This is a genomic window from Clostridium thermobutyricum DSM 4928 (assembly GCF_002050515.1).
Classification (GTDB): Bacteria; Bacillota; Clostridia; order Clostridiales; family Clostridiaceae; genus Clostridium; species Clostridium thermobutyricum.
Map to the genome: position 1 here is coordinate 1 of NZ_LTAY01000038.1, position 22,480 is coordinate 22,480.

Consider the following 22,480-nt stretch of genomic DNA (forward strand, 5'->3'; position numbering starts at 1 on the left):
CAAATATTTACACTTTAATTATTTTTACTCATAAAATTTTCTATTTATTATTTCTTTAATATCTATTCTGAAAATCTATAAATTAAATCTTTCAAATATACTTTTTACTCTAAATTTGTATTATAATGTATTTACATTTTATATTATGAGAGGGTATTTTTATGAAAAGTTTAAGCGATGAAAATAGCTCCTGTGTTATTTCCTTTGTTGCTTTTATTCCAAATTTCTTTATTAACCTATTCTATATACTTAATACTTTAGGATATGAAACACCTATAATTGATACAAAAAATATAATCGAATTTACTTTATTTATTGCATTTACCTCAACAACATTTATTCCTTTTTCATCACTAAAAAAATTTAATGAAACATGCATAGCTTATGCTAAAGAAAAAGTGTTACCATATAAAATAATTACAATTTCCTTACTTACATATTCAGTTATTACTATGTTCCTTTTCAAAAATAGAGAAATAACTATGTCAGCTTTAATAATGGCTCATTCATTTTTTATTATTACTCACTTCAAAAAACTTGGATTTGCTAAAAGATATAATGATGACTATAAAATTCGTTGGCAAAAAAAGAATTCCGGAATAGATGATGATTCAAAGGACCCAAATATATTTTGGTTCTTTAAATTATGGTTTTCTCCTAGAGTAATAATACCTAGAAATAAGAGACCTCTACTTAAAGGCTATAATGTTTTTTTCTTTTCTTTAATTATTTTTTCTATTGATAGAATACCATTAATTGCTTTTTTAGTTTTATGTTACTTATTTATATTTTTTACAGAGTATATATTTAGTCTATACGTAGAAACAAAAGGATTTTGTACAGAAATTAAATATTCTCCTCGCAAAGGCACAGATTACTGGAGAATAACTATTATAGATTATAAAAATAGAAGACAAATAGTATTTGATTCTCCAACTTATCCTTATTTTGATAGTAATGATTATGTTAGAATCGTTACAGGAATGTTTACACGTAAAGTAGTTACCTATTCAATTTCGTCTAAAACTACTTATTAAGACTTCAAAATAATTAAAACAAGGATGTAGAACCTCTTCTACATCCTTTAATAATATTTATTTTAATTTTTATAAACAATAAAATTTTTATTAGTCTTAAATTTTATCTTTATATCCCCCTCATATAAGCTGAAGGTAAATAATCTAACTCTACGTTTCTCTTCTTAGCTTCATTTAAAACCCAATAAGGATCTCTTAATAAAACTCTAGCTAAAAATACTAAATCAGCTCTATTATTTTCTATTATTTCAGTTCCTTGAGCTGTTGTTGTAATTAATCCACCTGCCATAACTGGAATATCACATTTTTCTTTTATATATTCAGCATCTGGAACTTGATATCCTGGATAAGCATTTATAACAGCATCTGAAACAACTCCTCCAGTACTTACATTAATTAAATCTACGCCTTCTTTTTTAACTATATTAACTATTTGGGCCATTTCAACTTTAGTATTTCCACCTTCTACATAGTCTTTTGATGAAACTCTAAGTAAAAGTGCTTTATCTTCTGGCCAAACCTTTTTAATTTCTCTTATTACTTCAACTAAAAATCTAGCTCTATTTTCTATACTTCCACCATATTCATCTTCTCTTTTATTAGCTAAAGGTGATAAAAACTCTGAAAGTAAATATCCATGTGCTCCATGAATTTCTATAAAATCAAATCCAGCTTCTAAAGCTCTTCTTGCTCCTTCTCTAAAAGCAATTTTAACTTCTTCAATTTCAGTCTTGCTCATTTCTATAGGAGTTTTATATTCTGAACTAAAAGGGATAGCTGATGGTGCTATTATCTCTTCACTTTTTACCTCACATTTTCTACCAGCATGACCTAATTGAATACCTGCACATGCTCCATATTTTTTAATACCATCTGCTAATTTTTTTAACCCTTCAATATGTTTATCATCCCAAATTCCTAAATCTCTATCACTTATTCTTCCTCTAGCTTCAACAGCAGTTGCTTCAAGAATTATAGCAGATACTCCACCTATAGCTCTATTTAAATAATGAACATAATGAAAGTCATTAACCATTCCATCATTTTCAGCCATATACATGCACATAGGTGCCATAACTACTCTATTTCTTAAATTTAAATTCTTTAAAGAAAACTCTTTAAAAATACCTTTTTTCATATGTAAATTCCTCCTATTTAATTTATTTTTATAATCATATTATATCACTTTTATTTTTATCTAATCTAAAGACTATCTTGTCTAGCACTTTGAATATTAATAATTTCTTTTAAAAATTTTTAGTTTTTTCTTAATTTATATTTTAAAATAGTTAAATACTATAATTCTTAAAAATTTATTTAATATAAATAAAAACTGTATAGTTAAAAATATTTTAAAATATATATTAACCATACAGTTTAATTATTTGTATTTTATTTAATTCTCTATATTTTTTTCTGATTTATTCTCTATACAAAATTAAATAAAATACTTTTTGCTATTTTTATCTAACTTTAATTAGCTTGTATTACTTTTAATTAATTTTTATATTTATTTGCTTACATATCTAAATTCTATACTAGATAAAAATAATGCACCAGCATAGTCATTAGTTACTGAAGTACGAGCAACACTTAGTAATGCAAAGTCTTCTGATCTAATAATATCATCTAGGTCAAACTCTATAACATAATGATTATATTGGAAATTACCTGGTGAGTTTTGAATTGAAATATTTCCACTATTATATACATTTATATTAGCTGCATTTACTACACCATTAGCTCTAGCAAATAAAGATGAAAGTCTAATTGCAAATCTATTTCCATTTGGAGTATTTGAGTTATCAGTTAATAAATGAACAAAAACTTTAGCTCTTTGATTTCTATTAACTGCATCCTTTGGAACACTAAATGTTAATGAATATTCATCTGTATCTCCTTGAGGTAAAAGCCATCCTAAAAGTCTAAGATTAGAATTAGCAGATCCTAATGGAATAGTATCTGGTTCAGTTTCAGTACCATCATTTATATTTCCTCCATTGAATACTAATGATTCATATTCTCTTACTTTTTCTTCTTCATAACAATAATTTGACATATTGAAATTCCTCCTGTGTTATTAAATTTTCTTTATAGTATAATATATTACATTTTAGGAATTATGTTACTAAATTATTTAATTTTGAGACTTAATTGGAATATTCAATATATAAAAAGAGATGTAGATAATAATTTCTACATCTCTTTATTTTAATTTTTAGTTTGCTTTTGCTCTATTTATTTCTAATTGTTTATTTACTTCTTCTAATCTTTTCTTTGATAAGTTAAAGATAAATATTAAAGCTAATAATGATAATCCTAAACCAACAAAGTTAGCTCCACAGATAATATTTTTTATTCCTATTCCAACAGCCTCTACTTGCTCTGCTGCACCAGCTTGATATCCAAGCATTCCAAGAGCAAATCCTCCAACTCCTCCTGAAATAGCTTGAGCTAATTTTCTAAATAATGAGTAAGCTGAATATACTGTTCCTTCGTTTCTTTCTCCACTAATATACTCTTGGTAATCTATTGCATCTGCAATTAATGCCCATGTAACTGCGTTAACTATTCCAGTTCCAAGTCCAGCAACCATAGTTAATCCTATATATACATATGGATTTGGTATTGGCATTACAAATAATATTCCATAAACCACCATAGCTAAAGTTGTTCCTGCTACAGAAACTTCTTTTTTACCAAAACGTTTTACTAATATTCCAACGAAAGGAATAACTAAAAGTGCTGGTAACATTCCTGCTAATCCTGCTACACCTATAAGATTTGAATTTTTGAAGTACTCTTTAAATAAATATGCATTTAAAGAAGTTCCTATAAACATACTAGTTATCATTGCAAATGAAGCTAAAGTTATACCAATGAAAGCTCTGTTTTTAAATAAAGTTTTTACTGTTGATCCAATTCCAGCTTTCTTTTGATTAGCTGTGTTATGCACAACTCTTTCTGTAGTTAATTTAAAAGTTAATACGAAACACACTGAACAAATTATTGCAAATATAATTGCACATTTTAAGAATCCATTTGCAGTTACCGCATTTTCACTATTGAATATTAGTTTTGGAACTAATACCATTACTATAACTCCTGAAATAACTGAACCTATATTTCTGAAAGTAGAAAGTGATGTTCTTTGAACTGGATCTGTTGTCATAACTGATGATAATGAACCATAAGGTATATTTACTGCTGTATATAACATTCCAAATAAAATATAAGTAACATAAGCATAAGGTAATTTCATACTTTCAGGTAATCCTGGTAATTTTGTAAATGCTAGTATTCCTACTAAAGTCATTGGTATACCAAATAAAATTATATAAGGTCTAAACTTTCCATGTTCAGTATGCTTATTTCTATCAACTATAATTCCCATAATAGGGTCATTTATAGCATCCCAAACTCTTGCTACTATAAATAAAGTCCCAACAGCTACTGCACTAATTCCTAATACATCAGTATAAAATAGCATTAAGTATGTTGCAATAAATTGGAAAAATGCTCCACATCCAACATCTCCTAAAGCATATCCAATTTTGTCACCCATTCCAAATTCTTTTAATTTATCTTTCTTTTTCTCAATAACGTTTAATAATTCCATAGTTATCCCCCTCTTAATTGCAGAATTATTTACTTAAAAAATAGTTTTTAGAATTTCTATAACAAATACTCTCTATTATTTCTCCTAGTATTTCTTCATCATATGGATATTGCCCTGTTTCTACTAAATTTCCTATATAGTTACAAAGTATTCTTCTAAAGTATTCATGTCTTGTGTATGATAAAAAGCTTCTTGAATCTGTTACCATTCCAACAAATTGACTAATCAATCCTAATTGAGATAAAGCCATCATTTGTCTTTCCATTCCATCCTTTTGATCATTGAACCACCATCCAGAACCAAATTGAATTTTTCCACGAGTTTTTCCATCTTGGAAATTTCCAATCATTGTTCCTATTACTTCATTATCTTTAGGATTTAAACAATATAAAATTGTCTTTGGTAATTCTTCATTTTTATCTAACTCATTTAATATTCTTGAAAGTGAATATGCAATTTCACCATCATCTATACTATCAAAACCTGCATCAGCTCCAACTTTTTCAAACATTCTTGAATTATTATTTCTTAATGCTCCTATATGAAGCTGCATCACCATTTGTCTTTTACTATACATTTTTCCTAAATCTATTAATAAAGAAGTAGAATATTTAATTCCTTCTTCTTCTGTTAAGCTTTCTCCGTTTAAACCTTTACAGAAAATAGAGTTAACTTCTTCTTCTGTAACTTCAAAGAATTTTATTCTCTCTAAGCTATGGTCTGTTATAGTGCAGCCTATTTCACAGAAATAATCTAATCTTTTTTCTAGTGCAGCTTTTAAATCATTATAGCTAGTTATCTTCATATCACAAACTTCTGATAATTTAGATATATATTCTTTAAATCCTTCATTTAAGATTTTCATTGCTTTTTCTGGTCTAAACGAAGGTTTAACTAAACAATTAAACTCTTTATCTAAACTTATTTGTTTATGATACTCTAAACTATCTATTGGATCATCAGTAGTTCCTATATATTCTACATTAGCCATTTTAATTAGTTTTTTAGCACTTAAAACGTTTTCTTTTATGACAGCATTACATTTATCCCAGATAATTTTTGCAGTTTTTTCACTTAATGTCTCTTCAATATTAAAGAATCTTTTTAATTCTAAATGTGACCAATGATAAAGTGGATTCCCTATTAAATAAGGCATCATTTTAGCAAATTCATAAAATTTTTCGTAGTCACTTGCATCACCAGTTATATACTTCTCATCTATTCCAAAGCTTCTCATAGCTCTCCATTTATAATGATCATGATATAACCACATTTCAGCTATATTTTTGAATTCATAATCATTTGCTATTTCGCTAGGAACAAGGTGACAGTGATAGTCAAACACTGGCACCTTTGAAGCATAATTATGATACAATACTTTTGCTACTTCGCTTTCTAACAAAAAGTCCTTGTCCATAAATTTCTTCATAACAAATCTCCTATCTTTTATTTTTCTTAATTGCCTCTATTAAACCATTTATATAAACAGCCCCTAATGCTCTGTCATATAATCCATAACCAGGTCTTCCAGTTTCTCCCCAAATCATTCTTCCATGGTCTGGTCTATATGGTCCATCAAAATCATAATCACAGTAAGCTTTTACTATTTCATAGAAATCTAAAGAACCTGATTCTGATAAGTGTGCAACTTCATTAAAACTACTATCTCCAGTAATTTTTACATTTCTAAGGTGTGCGAAATGTATTCTATTTTTTTCTTTTCCGAAATAATTTATCATTTCTACCATATCATTTACCTTTGTACATCCTAAAGAGCCTGTACATAAAGTAATTCCATGATATTCACTATCATATAATTCAATAAATCTTTTTAAATTGTCAAAGTTAGTTATTATTCTTGGTAATCCAAATATTCCCCATGGTGGATCATCCGGATGTATAGCCATTTTCATTCTAACTTCCTCTGCAACCTTCATTATTCTTTGAATGAAATAATTTAAGTTGTTCCATAAAGCTTCTTCATCAATATCTTTGTATTGCTCTAATAAAGCTTTTAATCCACCTTCTCCATATGATGTATCCCATCCTGGTAATTCTAATTCACCTAAAGCTGGATCCATTTTTTTAACTTGCTCTTCATCATATATTAAACAAGTTGAACCATCTTCTAATTCATAATTAAGATCTGATCTTGTCCAATCAAATACTGGCATGAAATTGTAGCAAATAGTATCTACTCCTGCTTCTGCTAAATTTCTTATAGTTTGAATGTAATTATCTATATATTTATCTCTAGTTGGAAGTCCTAATTTAATATCTTCATGAACTGGAACACTTTCTATTACTGAAAGCTCTAATCCATGCTTTTCAACTTCCCTTTTTAATTCTAAAATTCTTTCTAATGGCCAAACTTCTCCAACTGGAATATCATAAATTGCAGTTACAATTCCTTTCATACCGGGAATTTGTTTTATATATTCAATTTTTACTGGATCATCTTGTCCATACCATCTGAATGTCATTTTCATAAATTCATACCCCCTATTTTCTAATGTTCTCTATCTTCTCAACAAATCTTTTTGCTGTTGCTTCGATTTCCTCTGCTGTTCCTTTTATTAATGAGCTTCCTGCACCAACACAAGCTACTCCATTTTTAAACCATTCTTCAATATTATCTACAGTTACTCCTCCAGTTGGCATTATCTCAACATTTGGAATTGGAGCTTTTATAGCTTTAACATATTTAGGTCCAAATAAGTCTCCTGGGAATAATTTAATCATTTTATTTCCAGAATCCATAGCTTTCATTATTTCTGAAACTGTCATACATCCTGGTAAATATAAAACATTTTCTCTTTTACAAACTTCATTTACAGCTTCATTATATCCTGGACTTACAACGTATTTAGCTCCTGCTTCTATTGCATCTATAGCCATTTTTTCATTTAATACACTTCCAACTCCAATTAAAGCATCTTCTCTTAAACTATAAGCTCTTATAAGTTCTACTACATTTGGTATTGTATAAGTAAGCTCTAGTGCCTTTACTCCACCTCTTAGGCAAGCTTCCATATAATCAATTGCTTCTTCGTGATTTTTTCCTCTCACTACAGCAACTATTCCATAATTCTTTAACTCTTCTAAAACCACTTTTTTTGCTCTCCTTTATCTAAACTCCAGAATAAGCTGAGAATGCTCCATCTACTGGAATTACTACTCCATTTACAAATCCTGAAGCCTCATTAGATACTAAGTATAATAAAGTTCCAAGTAATTCATCAGCTTCTCCAAATCTTCTCATTGGTGTACTATTTAATATTTTTTCAGTTCTTGCAGTTGGTGTTCCATCTTCATTAAATAATAACTTTCTATTTTGATCTGTTACGAAGAATCCTGGTGCTATTGCATTTACTCTAACTCCAACCTTTGACATATGAACTGCTAACCATTGAGTAAAGTTACTTACTGCTGCTTTAGCTCCTGAATATGCAGGTATTTTTGTAAGAGGTGTAAACGCATTCATTGATGAAATATTAATGATTGTCGCATCCTTCTTATTTATCATATCTTTACTAAATTCTTGTGATGGAAGTAATGTTCCTAAGAAATTAAGATTGAAAACAAATTCTACTCCTTTTGGATCTAAATCAAAGAATGTAGTTAATTCTTCATTTTCTAAATCTTCAACTTCTAAATATTCTTTAGTTGTTGTTCCTTTTGGATGATTTCCTCCAGCTCCATTTATTAAAATATCTACTGTTCCAAACTTTTCAAGTATTATTTCATGTGCATTTTTTAAACTTTCTTTATCTAAAACGTTAGCTTCTATTCCTATTGCTATTCCGCCTTTTTCATTTATTGATTGTGCTTTTTTTTCACAAGCTTCTTGTCCTAATGCTAATATAGCAACTTTTGCTCCACATTCTGCTAAAGCATCTGCCATAGCTCCACATAGAATTCCTGTTCCTCCTGTTACAACACAAACCTTATCTTTTAAATCTACATTAAATGGTAATTTCATGTTTCATCCTCCTTCACATCTGTTATACTTGTATACTAGCATATTAGAATTCATTTTGCAACAATTTTTTAACATTTTTTTCACAAATTCAAAAAATCATCCATAATTTTATTATGGATGATTTTAATTTACTTATAATTTTTTATATATTTTTCTATAGATTCATTTTCATCTATCAAAGAAATCCATTCTTGAACTGGTGATTTTATATGCTTTGATACTGTTTCCTTAATTATATCTTTTTTATTTTCTTTTATAATATCTAAATACGTTACATGTTGATCAACTATAAAATCTTTTTTTATATATATTTCTGCTAAAAGTCTCATTCTATTATAATGAGTACTTATATTAGAAATAGCTTCCCAAATATCACTTTTATCTGTTCCCTCAAATAATAATTCATGAAATTTATTATCTAAGTTATGAAATTCTAATAAATTATTTTGTTTATTTGCAATAAGATTTTGAGCAAATAAACATTTTTCCATTTCCATTAAAGCATCTTCTGAAAATTTATCACATGCTTCTTCTAAAACTTTTTTTTCTAAATTATATCTCATAAATATGGCTTGCTCTATAAGCTTCCAATCTATTAATGATACATATGTTCCAGTTTGTGGTTTAACCTCTATAAGCTTTTCACTTTTCAGTTTTATAAGTACTTCTCTTATAGGTGTTCTTGATACTTGCAGCTTTTGTGCTAAATCAAGTTCACTTAATAATTCACCAGGTCTTAATTCTAAGCTCATTATATTGTCCTTTAATACTCTATATGCATAGTCTTTACCTGTTTCATTACCCTTTTTTTCGTAAAGAATCACTGAATCTCCTCCTAACAGCAATTTAACTATTTTTAATTTCTACTACTTGATAATTTACAATATAAAAATTATACCATAAAAATATTTTCTATTACAAAAGACTATAGCCTTTTTGCTATAGTCTTCGTAAATTAACCCATTTATTTTTTATATCCAAATTCAGGAATATTAGTCCATCTTTCTCTTAATGAATGAGCAATCATTTTAGGCTTTCTATCTCTTGTAAAAATACCTTTTTTATTTCCTTGAACTCTTATTATACCTTGGCTTGTTGCAAAGTCAGCAAAATTCCATACTTGCTCTCCAACGAAGTTTTTAAACTCATCTACAACTTCATGGTTTGCCTTATAATATTCAACTTGATATTCTTCTGTAAACATAACAGGAACTGTGTCATGCATTCCTGCAACTGTATCTGCTCCATACTCAGTAAACATAATTGGTTTATTTGGACATCTCTTATTCCATCCTTCTAATTCTTCTCTTAGCATGTTTTTAGCTTCTTCTAAATCTCCACCTGCAACATACCATCCATAGTATCTATTTAAGCATAATACATCCACTATATCTCCAACTTGACACTTATCTGGAGTTGACATTAAATAAGTTACAACTGTAACAGGTCTCTTTTGAGGATCTAATTCTTTTGTTAAGTTTATTAATGGCTCAAAATATTCTTTTGCTCCTTCTGAATCTGAATCTGGCTCATTTGCAACTGACCACATTACAACTGAAGGATGATTTTTATCTCTATCTACTAATTCTCTTAAAACTTGCTCGTGAGCTTCTTTAGTTTGGATTTCTTTCCAAGTATCTCTCTTAACACCTGAACCAAATAAACCTGTAGCCATAAAGTTTAAGTGTAATCCAACTGCTGGAGTTTCATCAATTATTACAATCCCTTCTCTATCTGCAAGTCTCATTATTTCTTCTGAATAAGGATAATGTGCTGTTCTAAAAGAGTTCGCTCCTATCCATTTCATTAAATTAAAGTCTTTAATGTTAATAGCTTCATTTATTCCTCTACCATTTACATGTGAATCTTCGTGCTTACCGAATCCTTTGAAGTAAAATGGTTTATTATTAATTAAGAATTTTCCATCCTTAACTTCAACAGTTCTAACACCAAATTCTTCTGTATAAGTATCAATTAATCCATTTTCATCATTTAAATCTATCTTTAATTTATAAAGATATGCATTCATAGGCTCCCAAAGCTTTACATCTTTTATTTCTAATGTTCCAACTGCACCTTCACCAGTTGCTACAACATTATCATTTTCATCAATTACAGAAACATTAATTTTTGCATCACCTTCTACTTTAAGATCATATGATACATTTCCTGTAGTTTCTTTGAAATCTGTTACTATAGTAACATCTTTTACATATGTTTTTGGAGTTGTATATATTTTTACTGGTCTATGAATTCCTGCATAGTTAAAGAAGTCAAAGTTAACTAAGTTTTTAACTATATTTCCTTCTTTATCTTCTTTTACAAGCCCTACTGGAAGTGAACTTTCATCAATAATATTGTTAACTGCTACAGTTAATATATTTTCTCCACTTATTAAAAATTCATTTATTTCAGCTTCAAAAGGAGTAAATCCACCTTTGTGCTCCATTAATAATTTTCCATTTAAATAAACTTTTGCAATGTGAGTTGCAGAACCAAATCTTAAAACTATTCTTTCATTTAAAAGACTTCTATGAATACTAAAGCTTCTTTGATACCAAACCCATCCCACATGATCTCTTACTTCTTGAAGTTCAACTAAATCATTATAAGATGATGGTACTGACATTTGTATAGTGTCACTTAATTTTCCTTCAAACCATTTATCTGAAAAACCATTTCCTTTATCTAATTTAAAATCCCAAATTCCATTTAAATTTACAATATTTCTTGTTTCTGTCATTATTGGATATAACATCTTAAAATCCTCCCTAATATATCTTTATATTTTATAATTTTATAATTTTTTAATTTTTTATATTCTATAATCTTGTTTCCCATCTTCCACAGAATACAGTTTCATTGTATTCTCCTTCAAACTTTTCTTCACCTGTAATTTTCTTAATAGTTTCTTTTATTACTGGTCTAGTTGAGCCATAAGCATTTATGAAAGTTTTCATCATAGGTAAATCAAATAGATTTGTAGTTTGACTTAATGAAACACAAACAGTTGGTAATTCTCTTACATACCATGGAGTTTCACTTCCATGACCTATTGACCATTGAACTCTAACTACATTTTCTTGACAATAACCTTTCATATTTACAAACATGATAATAGCATCATATTTTTCTTTAAACTTCTCAACACTTTCACTAAAAGTTGATTTCATCATATTTTCAAAGCTATTTCCACTCTTAGCTACTAAATCATGATAGTTTTCATGCATGTCCACTTCGAATCCAGCTGCTTCTAATTCTTCTTTTATTGCATCTTTAACAGATGTATTTCCAAAGATTACATCTAAAGGTTGTGGATTAGTTACATAATAAACCTTTAAACGTTTATGAGTTTTTGGATTTAATGGTAAATTATTTTCTGTATCCTTAACTAAAGTTATACTTCTCTTTGCTGCATCAACAGCTAATTCTTTATGCTCTTCACATCCTAAAATGCTTAATCCATCTTTACTAGGCATTAAAGTTCCTTCTTCAACTGCTTTGTGTAATCCAATTGAAGCTTTTAATCCTAAGATTCTTCTTAAAGCATCTTCTAATCTTTCTTCTGTAATTATTCCTTCTTTATATCCATCCATCATATATTTAAAGTCTTCTTCTGCATGATGGAAGAATAAGAACATATCACATCCTGCTGCTATAGCTGTTGGAACTTGCTTATGTCTAGGCATAGCACTTGTCATTCCTAACATATGTGATGCATCTGTAACTAATAATCCATTGAAACCTAATTTTTCTCTTAATAAGTTTTGTAATAATTCTGGTGCTAAAGTTGCTGGTAAAATTTCTTTATTAGTTATTTCAGGATTGTACTTTCTTGAATAAGCTGGTAATGCAATATGACCTACCATCATACTCTTAAGTCCTGAATCTATTAATCCTTTATAAACTTTTCCAAAAGTTTTATCCCATTCTTCACAACTTAAATCATTTATTCCCATTAATAAATGTTGGTCTCTTTCTTCTACACCATCTCCTGGGAAATGTTTTGTACAAGCAATCATTTTGCTTTCTTCTAAACCTTTTATATAAGCTTTACAATATTCTAAAACTCTATCAGGATCATCACTATAACATCTTGTATTTACTATAGTGTTTCTCCAATTTAAGAAAATATCAGATACTGGTCCAAAAGCCCAATTACATCCAATAGCCTCTGATTCTCTTCCTGAAACATAACCTACATTATATGCAACCTTATCATCTACTACTGCTCCAGCAGCTGCTTGTGTAGCAATATATGTTCCACCACCTGCTGCTCCATCTCCACCTGATTCACAGTTACATGCAACTAACATTGGAATTTTAGATGCTTCTTGATATTTTTTTATTTGCTCATATACATCTGGTGCTTTTCCACCCATATATCTTGCTGCACCTGGTTTATATTTTTTTATTAATTCAGCTGTTGTTTTACCTCCATCTGAAGCTTTATCCATAATAACAAATAATTGACCTATTTTTTCTTCTATTGTCATATTATTTATAGTTTCTTCTACCCATTTAATCTCCTCGTCTGATAAATAAAATGGTTTAGCTTTTAAATCTACTTTTTTCATCCTACATTCCCCTTTACAATTATCTTTTTATGTTACATAAACCACTATCTATTAGTGAATTTATTGTTTCCTCATTAACTAAATTTACATCACCTATAATTGAATGTTTTAAAACACTTGCACATGTTCCAAATTCAACTGTTCTTCTTTCATCTATACCTTTTAATATTCCATTTAGTATTCCAGCTGTGAAGGCATCTCCTCCTCCAACTCTATCTAAAATATCAAAAGTATATTCATTAGAATTTATTAGATTTTCTCCATTAAATAAATAACCTTTTAAAGTATTATTATTTATTGAATTTACTTTTCTAGTAGTGCATGCTGCATACTTTAAATTTGGATATTTAAAGAATAATTTTTTATATAAACTTTCTAGCTTTTTATCAAATTTATCTTCTATATCTTCAAATTTTAAAATATTAATCATATCTAAATAACCTAAAAATGCAAAATCTACATAAGGTAATATTTTTTCTAAAAATCCCCTAGCTTCTTCTATTGTCCATAATTTAGCTCTATAATTTGAATCATAAGAAATAAGAATTCCTCTCTTCTTACATTCTTTAATAAGCTCTAGAAGAAATTCATATAACTCATTACTTAAAGCTGGAGTTATTCCTGATAAATGAATTAATCCTACAGAGTCTAACATTTTTTCTATATCAAACTCTTCTTTTTTTGCCATAGAAATAGCAGAATATTTTCTATCATAAATAACTTCTGTACTTCTAAAACCATGTCCAATTTCAGAATAATAAATTCCTAATCTTCCTTCTCCTAAAATTACATCATTTACATCAACATTGTATCCTCTAAACTTATTTAGTACTCTGTCACCTAAATAATTTTCAGGAAGCTTAGTTACAAACTTTGTATCATGTCCAAACATAGCTAAACTTGCTATTACATTTCCTTCTCCACCAGAATAAACAGCATCAAAGGAATTAGCTTGTATTATTTTTTGGTTGTTTGGAGGTGTAAGCCTAAGCATTATCTCTCCAAAGCCTAATATTTTTTTACCACTCATTTTAAAATTCTTCACTTTAATCCCTCTTTACTTAAGAATTACTTTTAGATAAATTTTCTATAAACATCTTAACTAATTTATCTTGATATTCACCCTTATAAGATTTAGTTTTAAACTTTTCAACTGCTTCTTTTGAAAAATCTCTCCAACATTCATTTTCTTTTCTTACTCTGATTGGATAATAAAGTACATCATTTTTTTTCGCTGCTTCATAATCCCCTAAAGCATCTCCAACCATTAAAACTTCTTCGTATCCTTTTTCCTTAAGCTTTTCTATACAAAAAGCCTTAGAACCAATATTTTGAGTTAAAACTATGTCTACACTTTCTAATAATCCATTGTCTTCCCATTCCTCTAAAACAGCCTTTTCATTTGCTGAAGAAACAATTGCTATATCAGCTATTCCTTTAGCTTTTTCTATTCCTTCTTTAACACCTTCAAAAGGCTTCTTATCAGACTTATGTAAACTATCTATTCTTTTATTTACTTCAATTGACCAATCTAATGCCTTTTTTATACAAGTAATATCTCCTGTATTATTTTTAATTTCTCTTTCTAGAGATTCATTAGATAATTCCTTAGTTTCCTCAGTCCATTTTACAAATTCATTTAAACCATCTATCTTTTTATACTTTTCATTTATTTCAACAAGAGCTTTAGAAAGACCTTTAAATCTATTTATTCCTCTAGTTAAAGTGTATAAGTTAACCTCATTCCAACTCTCTAAAATTTCATTTTCCCATTTTGAAACTTCCCATTCCTCAATCATTACAGGTCCAAAACATTTTATATGTTTAATATCCATTGTATCAATGGCACATCCATCAGAATCTATACAAATCAAAAGATTTTTCTTTGGCTTATAACACTCTAAAATATTCATCATTTCTTCCCCCTTTGTTAACAAAAAATTAATCTTATACTAGTATACTAGCATATCAAATAAAAAAGTTCAACTATTTTGTATTCCTTTTCATTTTTTATAATAATTTTGTAATAATATATTATATATGGATTCTTTTAGGTGATTGAAAATTTAGTTGATAATAAAATTAATAATAGATTTTTAGAATTATATATAACTATAAGAATTTACTTAGAAATTTTAAAAATTAATTAGTAAATATAAAAATTTCGATTTAAAAATAATTTAATTAGATATTATTTAAATAATTAAGCGTATCTTATATTTTCTTTTGTATCACATAAAAATAGGAATGGAAATATTAAAATCCCATTTCTATCTAAACTAATAAATATTATTTCTCTTTTAACTTATTAAACTCTTCAAAAATATTAGTATTAACATTATCCTTATTAACTTCTATTAAATCTCCATTTCTAAAGACAACTCTTTCAAGTCCCCAATAAGATTTTTTATATGCCTCTTTAGGTATACTTAATGTATATATATCATCTAACTTCTTAAATTCTATCCTATTATCGCCAATATTAGTTGGAAAATAAAAAGCCCACCAAGCTGAAGGAGATATTCCTCCTCTCCATTCTTTTATATCCTCATACTCAAACTTAGATAAATAATATAATGGAGCTTCTTCAAAATTTATTTCTAATACATATAGTGGTCCATTTCTCCATCCATTTTCTAATCTTTCATCTTCACTACTTTGATATATCTTAAAGAATTTATTATATACCCACCCCTCAACATTACTGTCTGTATTATTTCTTAAAAATTTTGGTGTACAAACACAATATCCATTACTTTCTGCAACTTTATCACAATATTCCATAAGTTTTTTCACATTCTCTAAAGTATTGTATACTACTGAAAAAGCATTTGTTATATTTTTACTACAAGAACTCATAATATCCATCCTTTTCTATTTCAACTTCATTTATAAACCCAAATTCATTACTATAATTATTTGAACTTAAATTATATTCTTTGTTATCTTCAAATAAATAAAATTTATCTTTATCAATTACATAATCATTACCATTACTTTTGAAGTCTTTAAAACTATTAAAGCCTTTTTTAAGTAAAAGCTTATATATATCTTCAATGACTATTCTTTCAAAATAATTCAATTCCGAACTCTTATATATTTCTTCTATTGTTAAACATATATCCTCCCATGAAATAAATTTAAATATCACCCCTTGTTCAATTATGTTTCTCTTTTCTATATTACTTACAATTTCTTTACCATCCTGTTCTCTAGCCATAAATAATAAAATAGGCTTTGTTCCATTAGACTCAGCAAACTCTTTAACTATTCTAGACTCTCTCGCCAATTGATTTCTACTTTTCTCCAAACTTTTTTCTTCATTTGATATTTCATCATCTGAAGATAATCCACTATTATATTTAATTTCTATAGCAATAGTAACTAAATTTAGTTTAATAATTAAGTCTACTTCTCCTTCTTTGTGATATGGCCAAAACTCAATTCTTTCTGCCCATTCCTCTGTTTCATATTTATCAAAACTACTTTCTTCAATAACTTGTAATAATATTTTTTTAATTCCTTTACTAAAAGGAATATATCTTAAGGCTCCAAAGAAATTACCAGTTAAATTATCTTCCAGCGTATCTCTTAAATTTGTCCCTTTACTACTAATTTTACCATGTAATTCTGCAATCACTTATCTTCACCTTCATTATACATATTTATAAATCTTTAATACTACTTTCGTATTTATCACACATAAGTTTTCATCTTTAAAAAATGTTTTTTTATATTATTTACACTTTGTACTAAAATCTAAATTACAATAATTAATCAAAATGGCATATTAATAAATTATATGACCAAAACTGGTATTTAAATTTTGATTTAATATATATATATATATATATTCAACTTTCTAAATACAAATAAATAGAAAAAAGTAACTGACTTATTTCAATGCCATTGTCTAATGTAATTCCTGTTAATTCCTTAGCTTTGTTTATGCGATAAAATAATGTATTTCGATGAATATTTAAGTGTTTTGCTGCTTCATTAGGATGATTTAGATGTTCCAGATACGCCAATAAAGTATTAATTAAATCTAAATGATGTTCCTTATCATAATCAGCCAAAATCATAATAGTAGGATGAATGAAATCCAGTAGTGAATATTTTTCCTTCATTAAGTTTGTTAAAATGTCTATTCGAATATCTTCAAAACTTGCTAATTTTAAATCTTTCTGCCTTGCTACCCTTAAAGATTCTATTGCCTGATAATAAAATCTACTACATTCACAAAATAAATTAAATTTCATACTTAATCCAGCTTTTAAATTATAAGTACTCAAAAAATCATAGAATTTATCTGTTTTATTTATAAATAAATCATTGTATAAAGATGGAGTAATAAATGCAACAATATTTGATTTATAAAAAATACAGTTATCTAATGGAATGTAATACTTTAAATAGTTTGCAATTGGACCTGCTTTTCTATCTAAAGTTTCTTTTAAAGAGTCAGAAATGACCAAAATACGAAAGCTTTCTTCTCTGCTCCATTCTATATAATGCAATTTTTGCCTAATATCTGCTTCTGACATTTGTGTTCCTTTAAGAAGGTTACTAAGAATATAGTTTGGAATAATATTTTGTTCAATATTAAAGGTATTATCCTTTTGTAATTCAATAGAAAGCAATTGGCTAATCTTTTCAATAAGCAAAAAATCTAGTTTTCTAAATTTTGTACCAGCTTCATAGACAGCAAGCTGAGCAATTTGAATATTGTTAATTTTAATTACTGCCACCATAGTTCCTTCTGCTGAAGTATCTTTATCAAAATAGCTTGGTAAAGCTTGTTCACGTGCTTTCTTTGAAACCTGGAAATTATGAAGATACTGTAATGTTTCATCTTCAAGAAAAAAGTTTTCATTATCATATGTAACAAAGGAAATAATATTCTCTGCACGAGAAGATTTGGCCAATACTTTATATCCCATATCATGCAATACCACTGGATGATTAATTAATTCCTGAATTTTATCAATTAAATACTGAAGTCCAAAATTCTTACAAAAATCATCTACAAATGACTGAAGTGTTAAGGCTAATTCTAATTCAAAATCTTTTGTAGATTCACTTTCTTCTTCCTGTCTGTACATATACACATCTCCTTTAGCTTTTGTACTATAGTACAAAAGTTTATCATATTTTTCATATAAATTGAAATTTTAGAACATTGTAAAGTGTTATTTAAAATTCTAAAATATAAATATAGAAAGCAAACACCAAGCTGCTTGGCAGCTATCTAGGAGGTAACAAATGATATTAACAAGACCACAAAAAAATACTGAACAAGATATAAATTATATAGTAAGCATTAAACAATTATTAGAATTTGAACGTTTTTGTCGTGATAATGCTCTATGGGATGAAATGAAGAAATGTTATCTAGAAGATTCAAAAATCACAATTTCATGGTTTCAAGGAACAGGACATGAATTTGTAGAAGAATCTAAAAAAATGCTAGTACGTGCACCACATAAAATTTATAATACAGGTACTTGGATAAATGGAGATAAAGCAGTAGCTATAATGCTAACAACTATTCAATGTAAAACAGAAATAGATGGTTGTGAACTAGAATTACTATCAGATGCCAAGTTAGTATTTCGTGTTCAAAGAGTAGATGGTATGTGGTATATTGCAGCTATGGAAGCAATATATGAAAAAGATTCTCTTGTGCCAGTACTTCCAAATTGTAATTTTACACTTGATAAAAAAGAACTAGCAGGATATCGTGAAAGTTATGCATGTCTAGCTTGGTCTTTACAAAAACAAGGATATGAAATAAATAATAATTTACCTGGAATCGATAGACCAGATTTAGTAGAAAAACTCTACAAAGATGCAGATAAATGGCTTTGTGAATAAAAATCAGTCTTGTATCTAATATTATTTTTATTAGTAAACATAGTTTTTTAATAAACATTAGGAGGAAGATGTATGGGAACACTTATTAAAAATGTAAATGTATTTGATGGAAAGAAATTTATTGGGGTTAAGGATATAGCTATTGAAGGAAATCGTATTGTCAGTGAGTTAACTTCTGATTCAGAAGTCATTGATGGAACTGGTAAAACATTATTACCTGGATTTTGGGATTGCCATGTTCATGTATATGATCGTCCAGATTTTTTAAAAAAGTCTCGTCGTTATGGAAATACAACAATTCTAGATATGGGATGCCGTATTCATGATACTATTGATAAAATGCGTTCTGCTGGGATAGTAAATATACTTTCTCCTTACTTTATTGCAGTAGCTCCTACAAGTTCTGCTATCGAAAGTATGCAGTATCCTGAATTATGTCGTATGAAAACACCAGAAGATGGTGTGAAATTTGTACATCGTATGATTGAATGGGGTGCAGATTATATTAAGATTATTCTTGAAGAAGAATCTGGTGTAGGCCGTACTGCTGGAAGTGACTTCCCAATAGAAATAGGTAAGGCAATTGTTGATGAAGCTCATAAGTTTGATTTAAAAGTAATTGCCCATGCTGTAACTGTATCATCATGGAGAAAAGGTATTGCTTTTGGAGTAGATATTCTTACTCATATGCCAATGAGTGAAGAAATACCTGATGATGTTGTAGAAGCTATAGTTCGTCAAGGAATCACACTTACACCAACTATTACTATGATGGATGCTATTGCAACAAATATTCATAAGAAAGTACCACAAGCTCCTGTTAGCAAGAAAATTGCAGAAGAAAACCTTAAGAAATTAATAAAAGCCGGTGCAGAAATTCTAGTTAGTACAGATGCTAATGAAGATGATCCTTGCCCACCAGCAAGTGTAGAATATGGCTTAGGCCTTTTAAATGAAATGGAAAACATAAAGGAATGCGGTATGAGCAATACTGAAGTTCTTATGTGTGCAACAAGTAAACCTTCAGAATATTTCGGTCAACCTGAACGTGGTATTATTACTCCTGGTAAGATTGCTGATCTTGTACTTGTGAATGGAAACCCTGAAGCAAATCTAGCTGATATTTATAATATAGATAGAGTTTTAGTTGGAGGACAACAATTCAAATATTAATGCTTTCTTTAATATATTCAAACTATAAAATATAATAATTCAGTCATGATATAGTACAGTTTTATTTTATATTTTATAATAAGCTGTCTATTTAAATGATATTTTTAAAATAGATATAGTTTAAAAGCCTTTTGCAGATTATTTCGAAAGGCTTTATCTTTATTTAGGTATAGAAAATATGATTTGAAAATACTAAACTTAAATTATATCAATACTTTGTAACGCATCTGACAAATTAATACATTACTACATAAAATAGTATCAATCTCTATTTTCAAAAAATGCTGGTGTGCAATGTATACATAGTGTTTTTCATAGAATTGCTTACTAATCAAACTACTCAAACACTTTATTTTAAAATATAATATCAAGCTGATATTATTCAATTTTAGTCTTATCTTACAGATAATACAAGCTCATAAACTTCCCTAAGTTTTGCATTTGTTTTCATGCTGGATTGTCAATACTTTTTAATACATTTTTTATTTGTTCATATTTGCAAGTCTATCCTCAACTGGAGTCATGTAGTTTAAAGAACTGTGAATGCGTTTATTGTTGTACCACAATACATAACTTCTAAGTTCTAACTTAAGTTCCTCTAAATTATTAAAAATTCTATTGAATGCAAATTCTGTTTTTATTATTTTATATCCAGCTTCCGCCACAGCGTTGTCATAAGGACAGACCTTTTTACTTAAAGATTTTAATTCTGTTTCAAATGTACTTGGTAAAACACCAGTACGACATGCAACTCTTAATTTCAATCTCGATATATCAACTTCTTTAAAATTTTCAATCAAAATCTCTGCTAAAGTCCCTACTTGTAGTAATCCTTCATTTAAACTATCTAAAAATAAATAAAGATCGTATTCCCCATTCATCCAGTTAATAAAAATATCATTTTTAAAAATTAAATTATCTAGTCTTGTATCACTACTTACACTCCTTAAATCAACATTCATAATATTTTTTTCTTCTAATTTATTTTTATCTCTCCACCTCATGAGCCATAACTGTTGATTTTCCTAAACCAGCATCACCTAATAATATCAAGCACCCCTTATTACATAATCACATTTCTATTACCTCTATTTATTAATACTAAAACGTAATTTATTCTTAGAGAAAAACATCTACTTTCCAAATGATATTTTCCTTTTTTACTTAACTTTAATTCACTCTATCCCTCCACCAAATATGTGATATTACATATGTAAATTCATTTTAACACATATATTCCATATTTATTTGACTGGTTACGCTACCACGTAATAATAAAAAAAAACCACGACTATGTATAACTTATATACTACATTATACATAGTCGTGGTTTTTATGGTGGAGATGACGGGTGTCGAACCCGTGTCCGAAAGTAGATCCGTCTAGCTTTCTACGAGCGTAGTCTATAATTTAAGTTTCGCTCATGGTGACATGTATAGACACACGTACCATTCGCTAGCTTCATAAATTCCGTTCTTAGCTCAAAGCTTTGCTAAGCTCGGTTCCCCACTTTTAAAATGACACCAGGATCTTAGACCGTGGGCAATCTAAGGCTGATGAGCAGCGTTTATTAAGCTGCTAATGCAAAATTATTGTCTTCTGCGTTTATCTTTAATGCATACTTTATTAACGAGGCACCATGCTTCCCTCGGCCCGCTTACCAAACCTCACTTACCCCCGTCGAAGCCAAAACATCCCCAAGTTATAAGTTTAGTTTATAAACGCTATTCAATTTTGTATCCTAAGTATATAATATGTTTTTCCTATTGTCAACTTATCTAATAGCTTTTATCCTCTCATTTCTTACCTATTTACTTCCTTTTTTAAGTTTTTCTTGATATAAAGCTTCATAGTAATACCCTAAGCATCCACATAGTGGTATAAAAACCACAAGATTATTAAATGTAAATCCAAGCATTATTCCTGCTACAAATCCAAATACAACATAATTTTTAAATAATACTCTTATTAATCTTTTTATTTCATTTATCCAAACTCCCATATTTAATTCTATTCCCCCATTTTATAATTTATATTGTTAAATCATATAAATTAAGTAATTGCTTTTTCTTTATATAATAATCTTTATTTTTATAATATTATAAAGCTTCTTAGATCTAATTATAAACTCCTATATTTTATTATATAATCTATTTTTTATTATATAATCTATTTTTTATTATATGAATTAAGATTAATTATTTAACTTTAAATA

At 28.1% G+C, this 22,480-nt stretch carries 19 protein-coding genes, 1 other RNA gene and 1 pseudogene; 3 read left to right on the forward strand and 18 right to left on the reverse strand.

The window, feature by feature from the left end:
- The first annotated feature begins 161 nt into the window (after positions 1-161).
- On the forward strand, positions 162-1,037 hold the full coding sequence (locus CLTHE_RS08165) for a hypothetical protein (RefSeq protein ID WP_080022820.1): 876 nt from the start codon (positions 162-164) through the stop codon (positions 1,035-1,037).
- 109 nt (positions 1,038-1,146) lie between these two features.
- On the opposite strand, the gene namA is transcribed toward CLTHE_RS08165, so the two are convergent.
- The 15 genes from namA to CLTHE_RS08240 all read right to left on the reverse strand — a co-directional run bounded on the left by namA (position 1,147) and on the right by CLTHE_RS08240 (position 18,320).
- A complete protein-coding gene (namA, locus tag CLTHE_RS08170) occupies positions 1,147-2,175 on the reverse strand; it encodes an NADPH dehydrogenase NamA (protein ID WP_080022821.1) in 1,029 nt (342 codons plus the stop codon).
- Between the two features lie 372 nt (positions 2,176-2,547).
- Entirely contained in the window at positions 2,548-3,096 is a 549-nt protein-coding gene (locus CLTHE_RS08175) for a hypothetical protein (RefSeq protein ID WP_080022822.1), read from the reverse strand.
- 159 nt (positions 3,097-3,255) lie between these two features.
- The gene (locus CLTHE_RS08180; RefSeq protein ID WP_080022823.1) at positions 3,256-4,656 is read right to left on the reverse strand and encodes an MFS transporter; all 1,401 of its coding nucleotides are present in this window, start codon (positions 4,654-4,656) and stop codon (positions 3,256-3,258) included.
- A 25-nt stretch (positions 4,657-4,681) separates the two neighbouring features.
- The gene (uxaC, locus tag CLTHE_RS08185) at positions 4,682-6,085 is read right to left on the reverse strand and encodes a glucuronate isomerase (RefSeq protein WP_080022824.1); all 1,404 of its coding nucleotides are present in this window, start codon (positions 6,083-6,085) and stop codon (positions 4,682-4,684) included.
- Between the two features lie 10 nt (positions 6,086-6,095).
- Positions 6,096-7,145 carry a mannonate dehydratase gene (uxuA, locus tag CLTHE_RS08190; RefSeq protein ID WP_080022825.1) on the reverse strand — a complete coding sequence of 350 codons (1,050 nt, stop codon included), beginning with the start codon at positions 7,143-7,145 and terminating at the stop codon, positions 6,096-6,098.
- Between the two features lie 13 nt (positions 7,146-7,158).
- A complete protein-coding gene (locus CLTHE_RS08195; RefSeq protein WP_080022826.1) occupies positions 7,159-7,767 on the reverse strand; it encodes a bifunctional 4-hydroxy-2-oxoglutarate aldolase/2-dehydro-3-deoxy-phosphogluconate aldolase in 609 nt (202 codons plus the stop codon).
- Between the two features lie 19 nt (positions 7,768-7,786).
- A complete protein-coding gene (locus tag CLTHE_RS08200; RefSeq protein ID WP_080022827.1) occupies positions 7,787-8,638 on the reverse strand; it encodes an SDR family oxidoreductase in 852 nt (283 codons plus the stop codon).
- 128 nt (positions 8,639-8,766) lie between these two features.
- A complete protein-coding gene (locus CLTHE_RS08205; protein ID WP_080022828.1) occupies positions 8,767-9,462 on the reverse strand; it encodes a GntR family transcriptional regulator in 696 nt (231 codons plus the stop codon).
- Between the two features lie 140 nt (positions 9,463-9,602).
- Positions 9,603-11,396: a beta-glucuronidase gene (gene uidA / locus CLTHE_RS08210; protein WP_080022829.1), complete on the reverse strand. Its 1,794-nt coding sequence runs from the start codon at positions 11,394-11,396 to the stop codon at positions 9,603-9,605.
- A 64-nt stretch (positions 11,397-11,460) separates the two neighbouring features.
- A complete protein-coding gene (locus CLTHE_RS08215; protein ID WP_080022830.1) occupies positions 11,461-13,215 on the reverse strand; it encodes a glycoside hydrolase family 3 protein in 1,755 nt (584 codons plus the stop codon).
- Positions 13,216-13,234: 19 nt separating this feature from the next.
- The gene (locus tag CLTHE_RS08220) at positions 13,235-14,245 is read right to left on the reverse strand and encodes a PfkB family carbohydrate kinase (RefSeq protein ID WP_080022845.1); all 1,011 of its coding nucleotides are present in this window, start codon (positions 14,243-14,245) and stop codon (positions 13,235-13,237) included.
- A 31-nt stretch (positions 14,246-14,276) separates the two neighbouring features.
- Positions 14,277-15,131 carry an HAD family hydrolase gene (locus tag CLTHE_RS08225; RefSeq protein ID WP_080022831.1) on the reverse strand — a complete coding sequence of 285 codons (855 nt, stop codon included), beginning with the start codon at positions 15,129-15,131 and terminating at the stop codon, positions 14,277-14,279.
- A gap of 373 nt (positions 15,132-15,504) precedes the next feature.
- The gene (locus tag CLTHE_RS08230; RefSeq protein ID WP_080022832.1) at positions 15,505-16,074 is read right to left on the reverse strand and encodes a hypothetical protein; all 570 of its coding nucleotides are present in this window, start codon (positions 16,072-16,074) and stop codon (positions 15,505-15,507) included.
- Positions 16,061-16,855, reverse strand: coding sequence for a hypothetical protein (locus CLTHE_RS08235; RefSeq protein WP_080022833.1), 795 nt, complete (start codon positions 16,853-16,855; stop codon positions 16,061-16,063). The genes CLTHE_RS08230 and CLTHE_RS08235 overlap by 14 nt, the downstream gene beginning before the upstream one ends.
- Before the next feature lie 214 nt (positions 16,856-17,069).
- Entirely contained in the window at positions 17,070-18,320 is a 1,251-nt protein-coding gene (locus CLTHE_RS08240; protein ID WP_080022834.1) for a helix-turn-helix domain-containing protein, read from the reverse strand.
- A gap of 160 nt (positions 18,321-18,480) precedes the next feature.
- On the opposite strand from CLTHE_RS08240, the gene CLTHE_RS08245 reads away from it, so the two are divergent.
- Both CLTHE_RS08245 and CLTHE_RS08250 read left to right on the forward strand, forming a co-directional pair.
- Complete coding sequence (locus CLTHE_RS08245) at positions 18,481-19,092, forward strand: nuclear transport factor 2 family protein (RefSeq protein WP_080022835.1); 612 nt, start codon at positions 18,481-18,483, stop codon at positions 19,090-19,092.
- 72 nt (positions 19,093-19,164) lie between these two features.
- Positions 19,165-20,265, forward strand: a complete 1,101-nt coding sequence (locus tag CLTHE_RS08250) for an amidohydrolase family protein (protein ID WP_080022836.1) — start codon at positions 19,165-19,167, stop codon at positions 20,263-20,265.
- 482 nt (positions 20,266-20,747) lie between these two features.
- On the opposite strand, the pseudogene CLTHE_RS17035 reads toward CLTHE_RS08250, so the two are convergent.
- The 3 genes and pseudogenes from CLTHE_RS17035 to CLTHE_RS08265 form a co-directional block, all read right to left on the reverse strand.
- Positions 20,748-20,969 (reverse strand): annotated as a pseudogene (locus CLTHE_RS17035) (IS3 family transposase); the annotation flags it as partial.
- Positions 20,970-21,601: 632 nt separating this feature from the next.
- Positions 21,602-21,964, reverse strand: a transfer-messenger RNA (tmRNA) gene (gene ssrA, locus CLTHE_RS08260).
- Between the two features lie 108 nt (positions 21,965-22,072).
- Complete coding sequence (locus tag CLTHE_RS08265; protein WP_080022838.1) at positions 22,073-22,267, reverse strand: hypothetical protein; 195 nt, start codon at positions 22,265-22,267, stop codon at positions 22,073-22,075.
- Positions 22,268-22,480 lie beyond the last annotated feature (213 nt).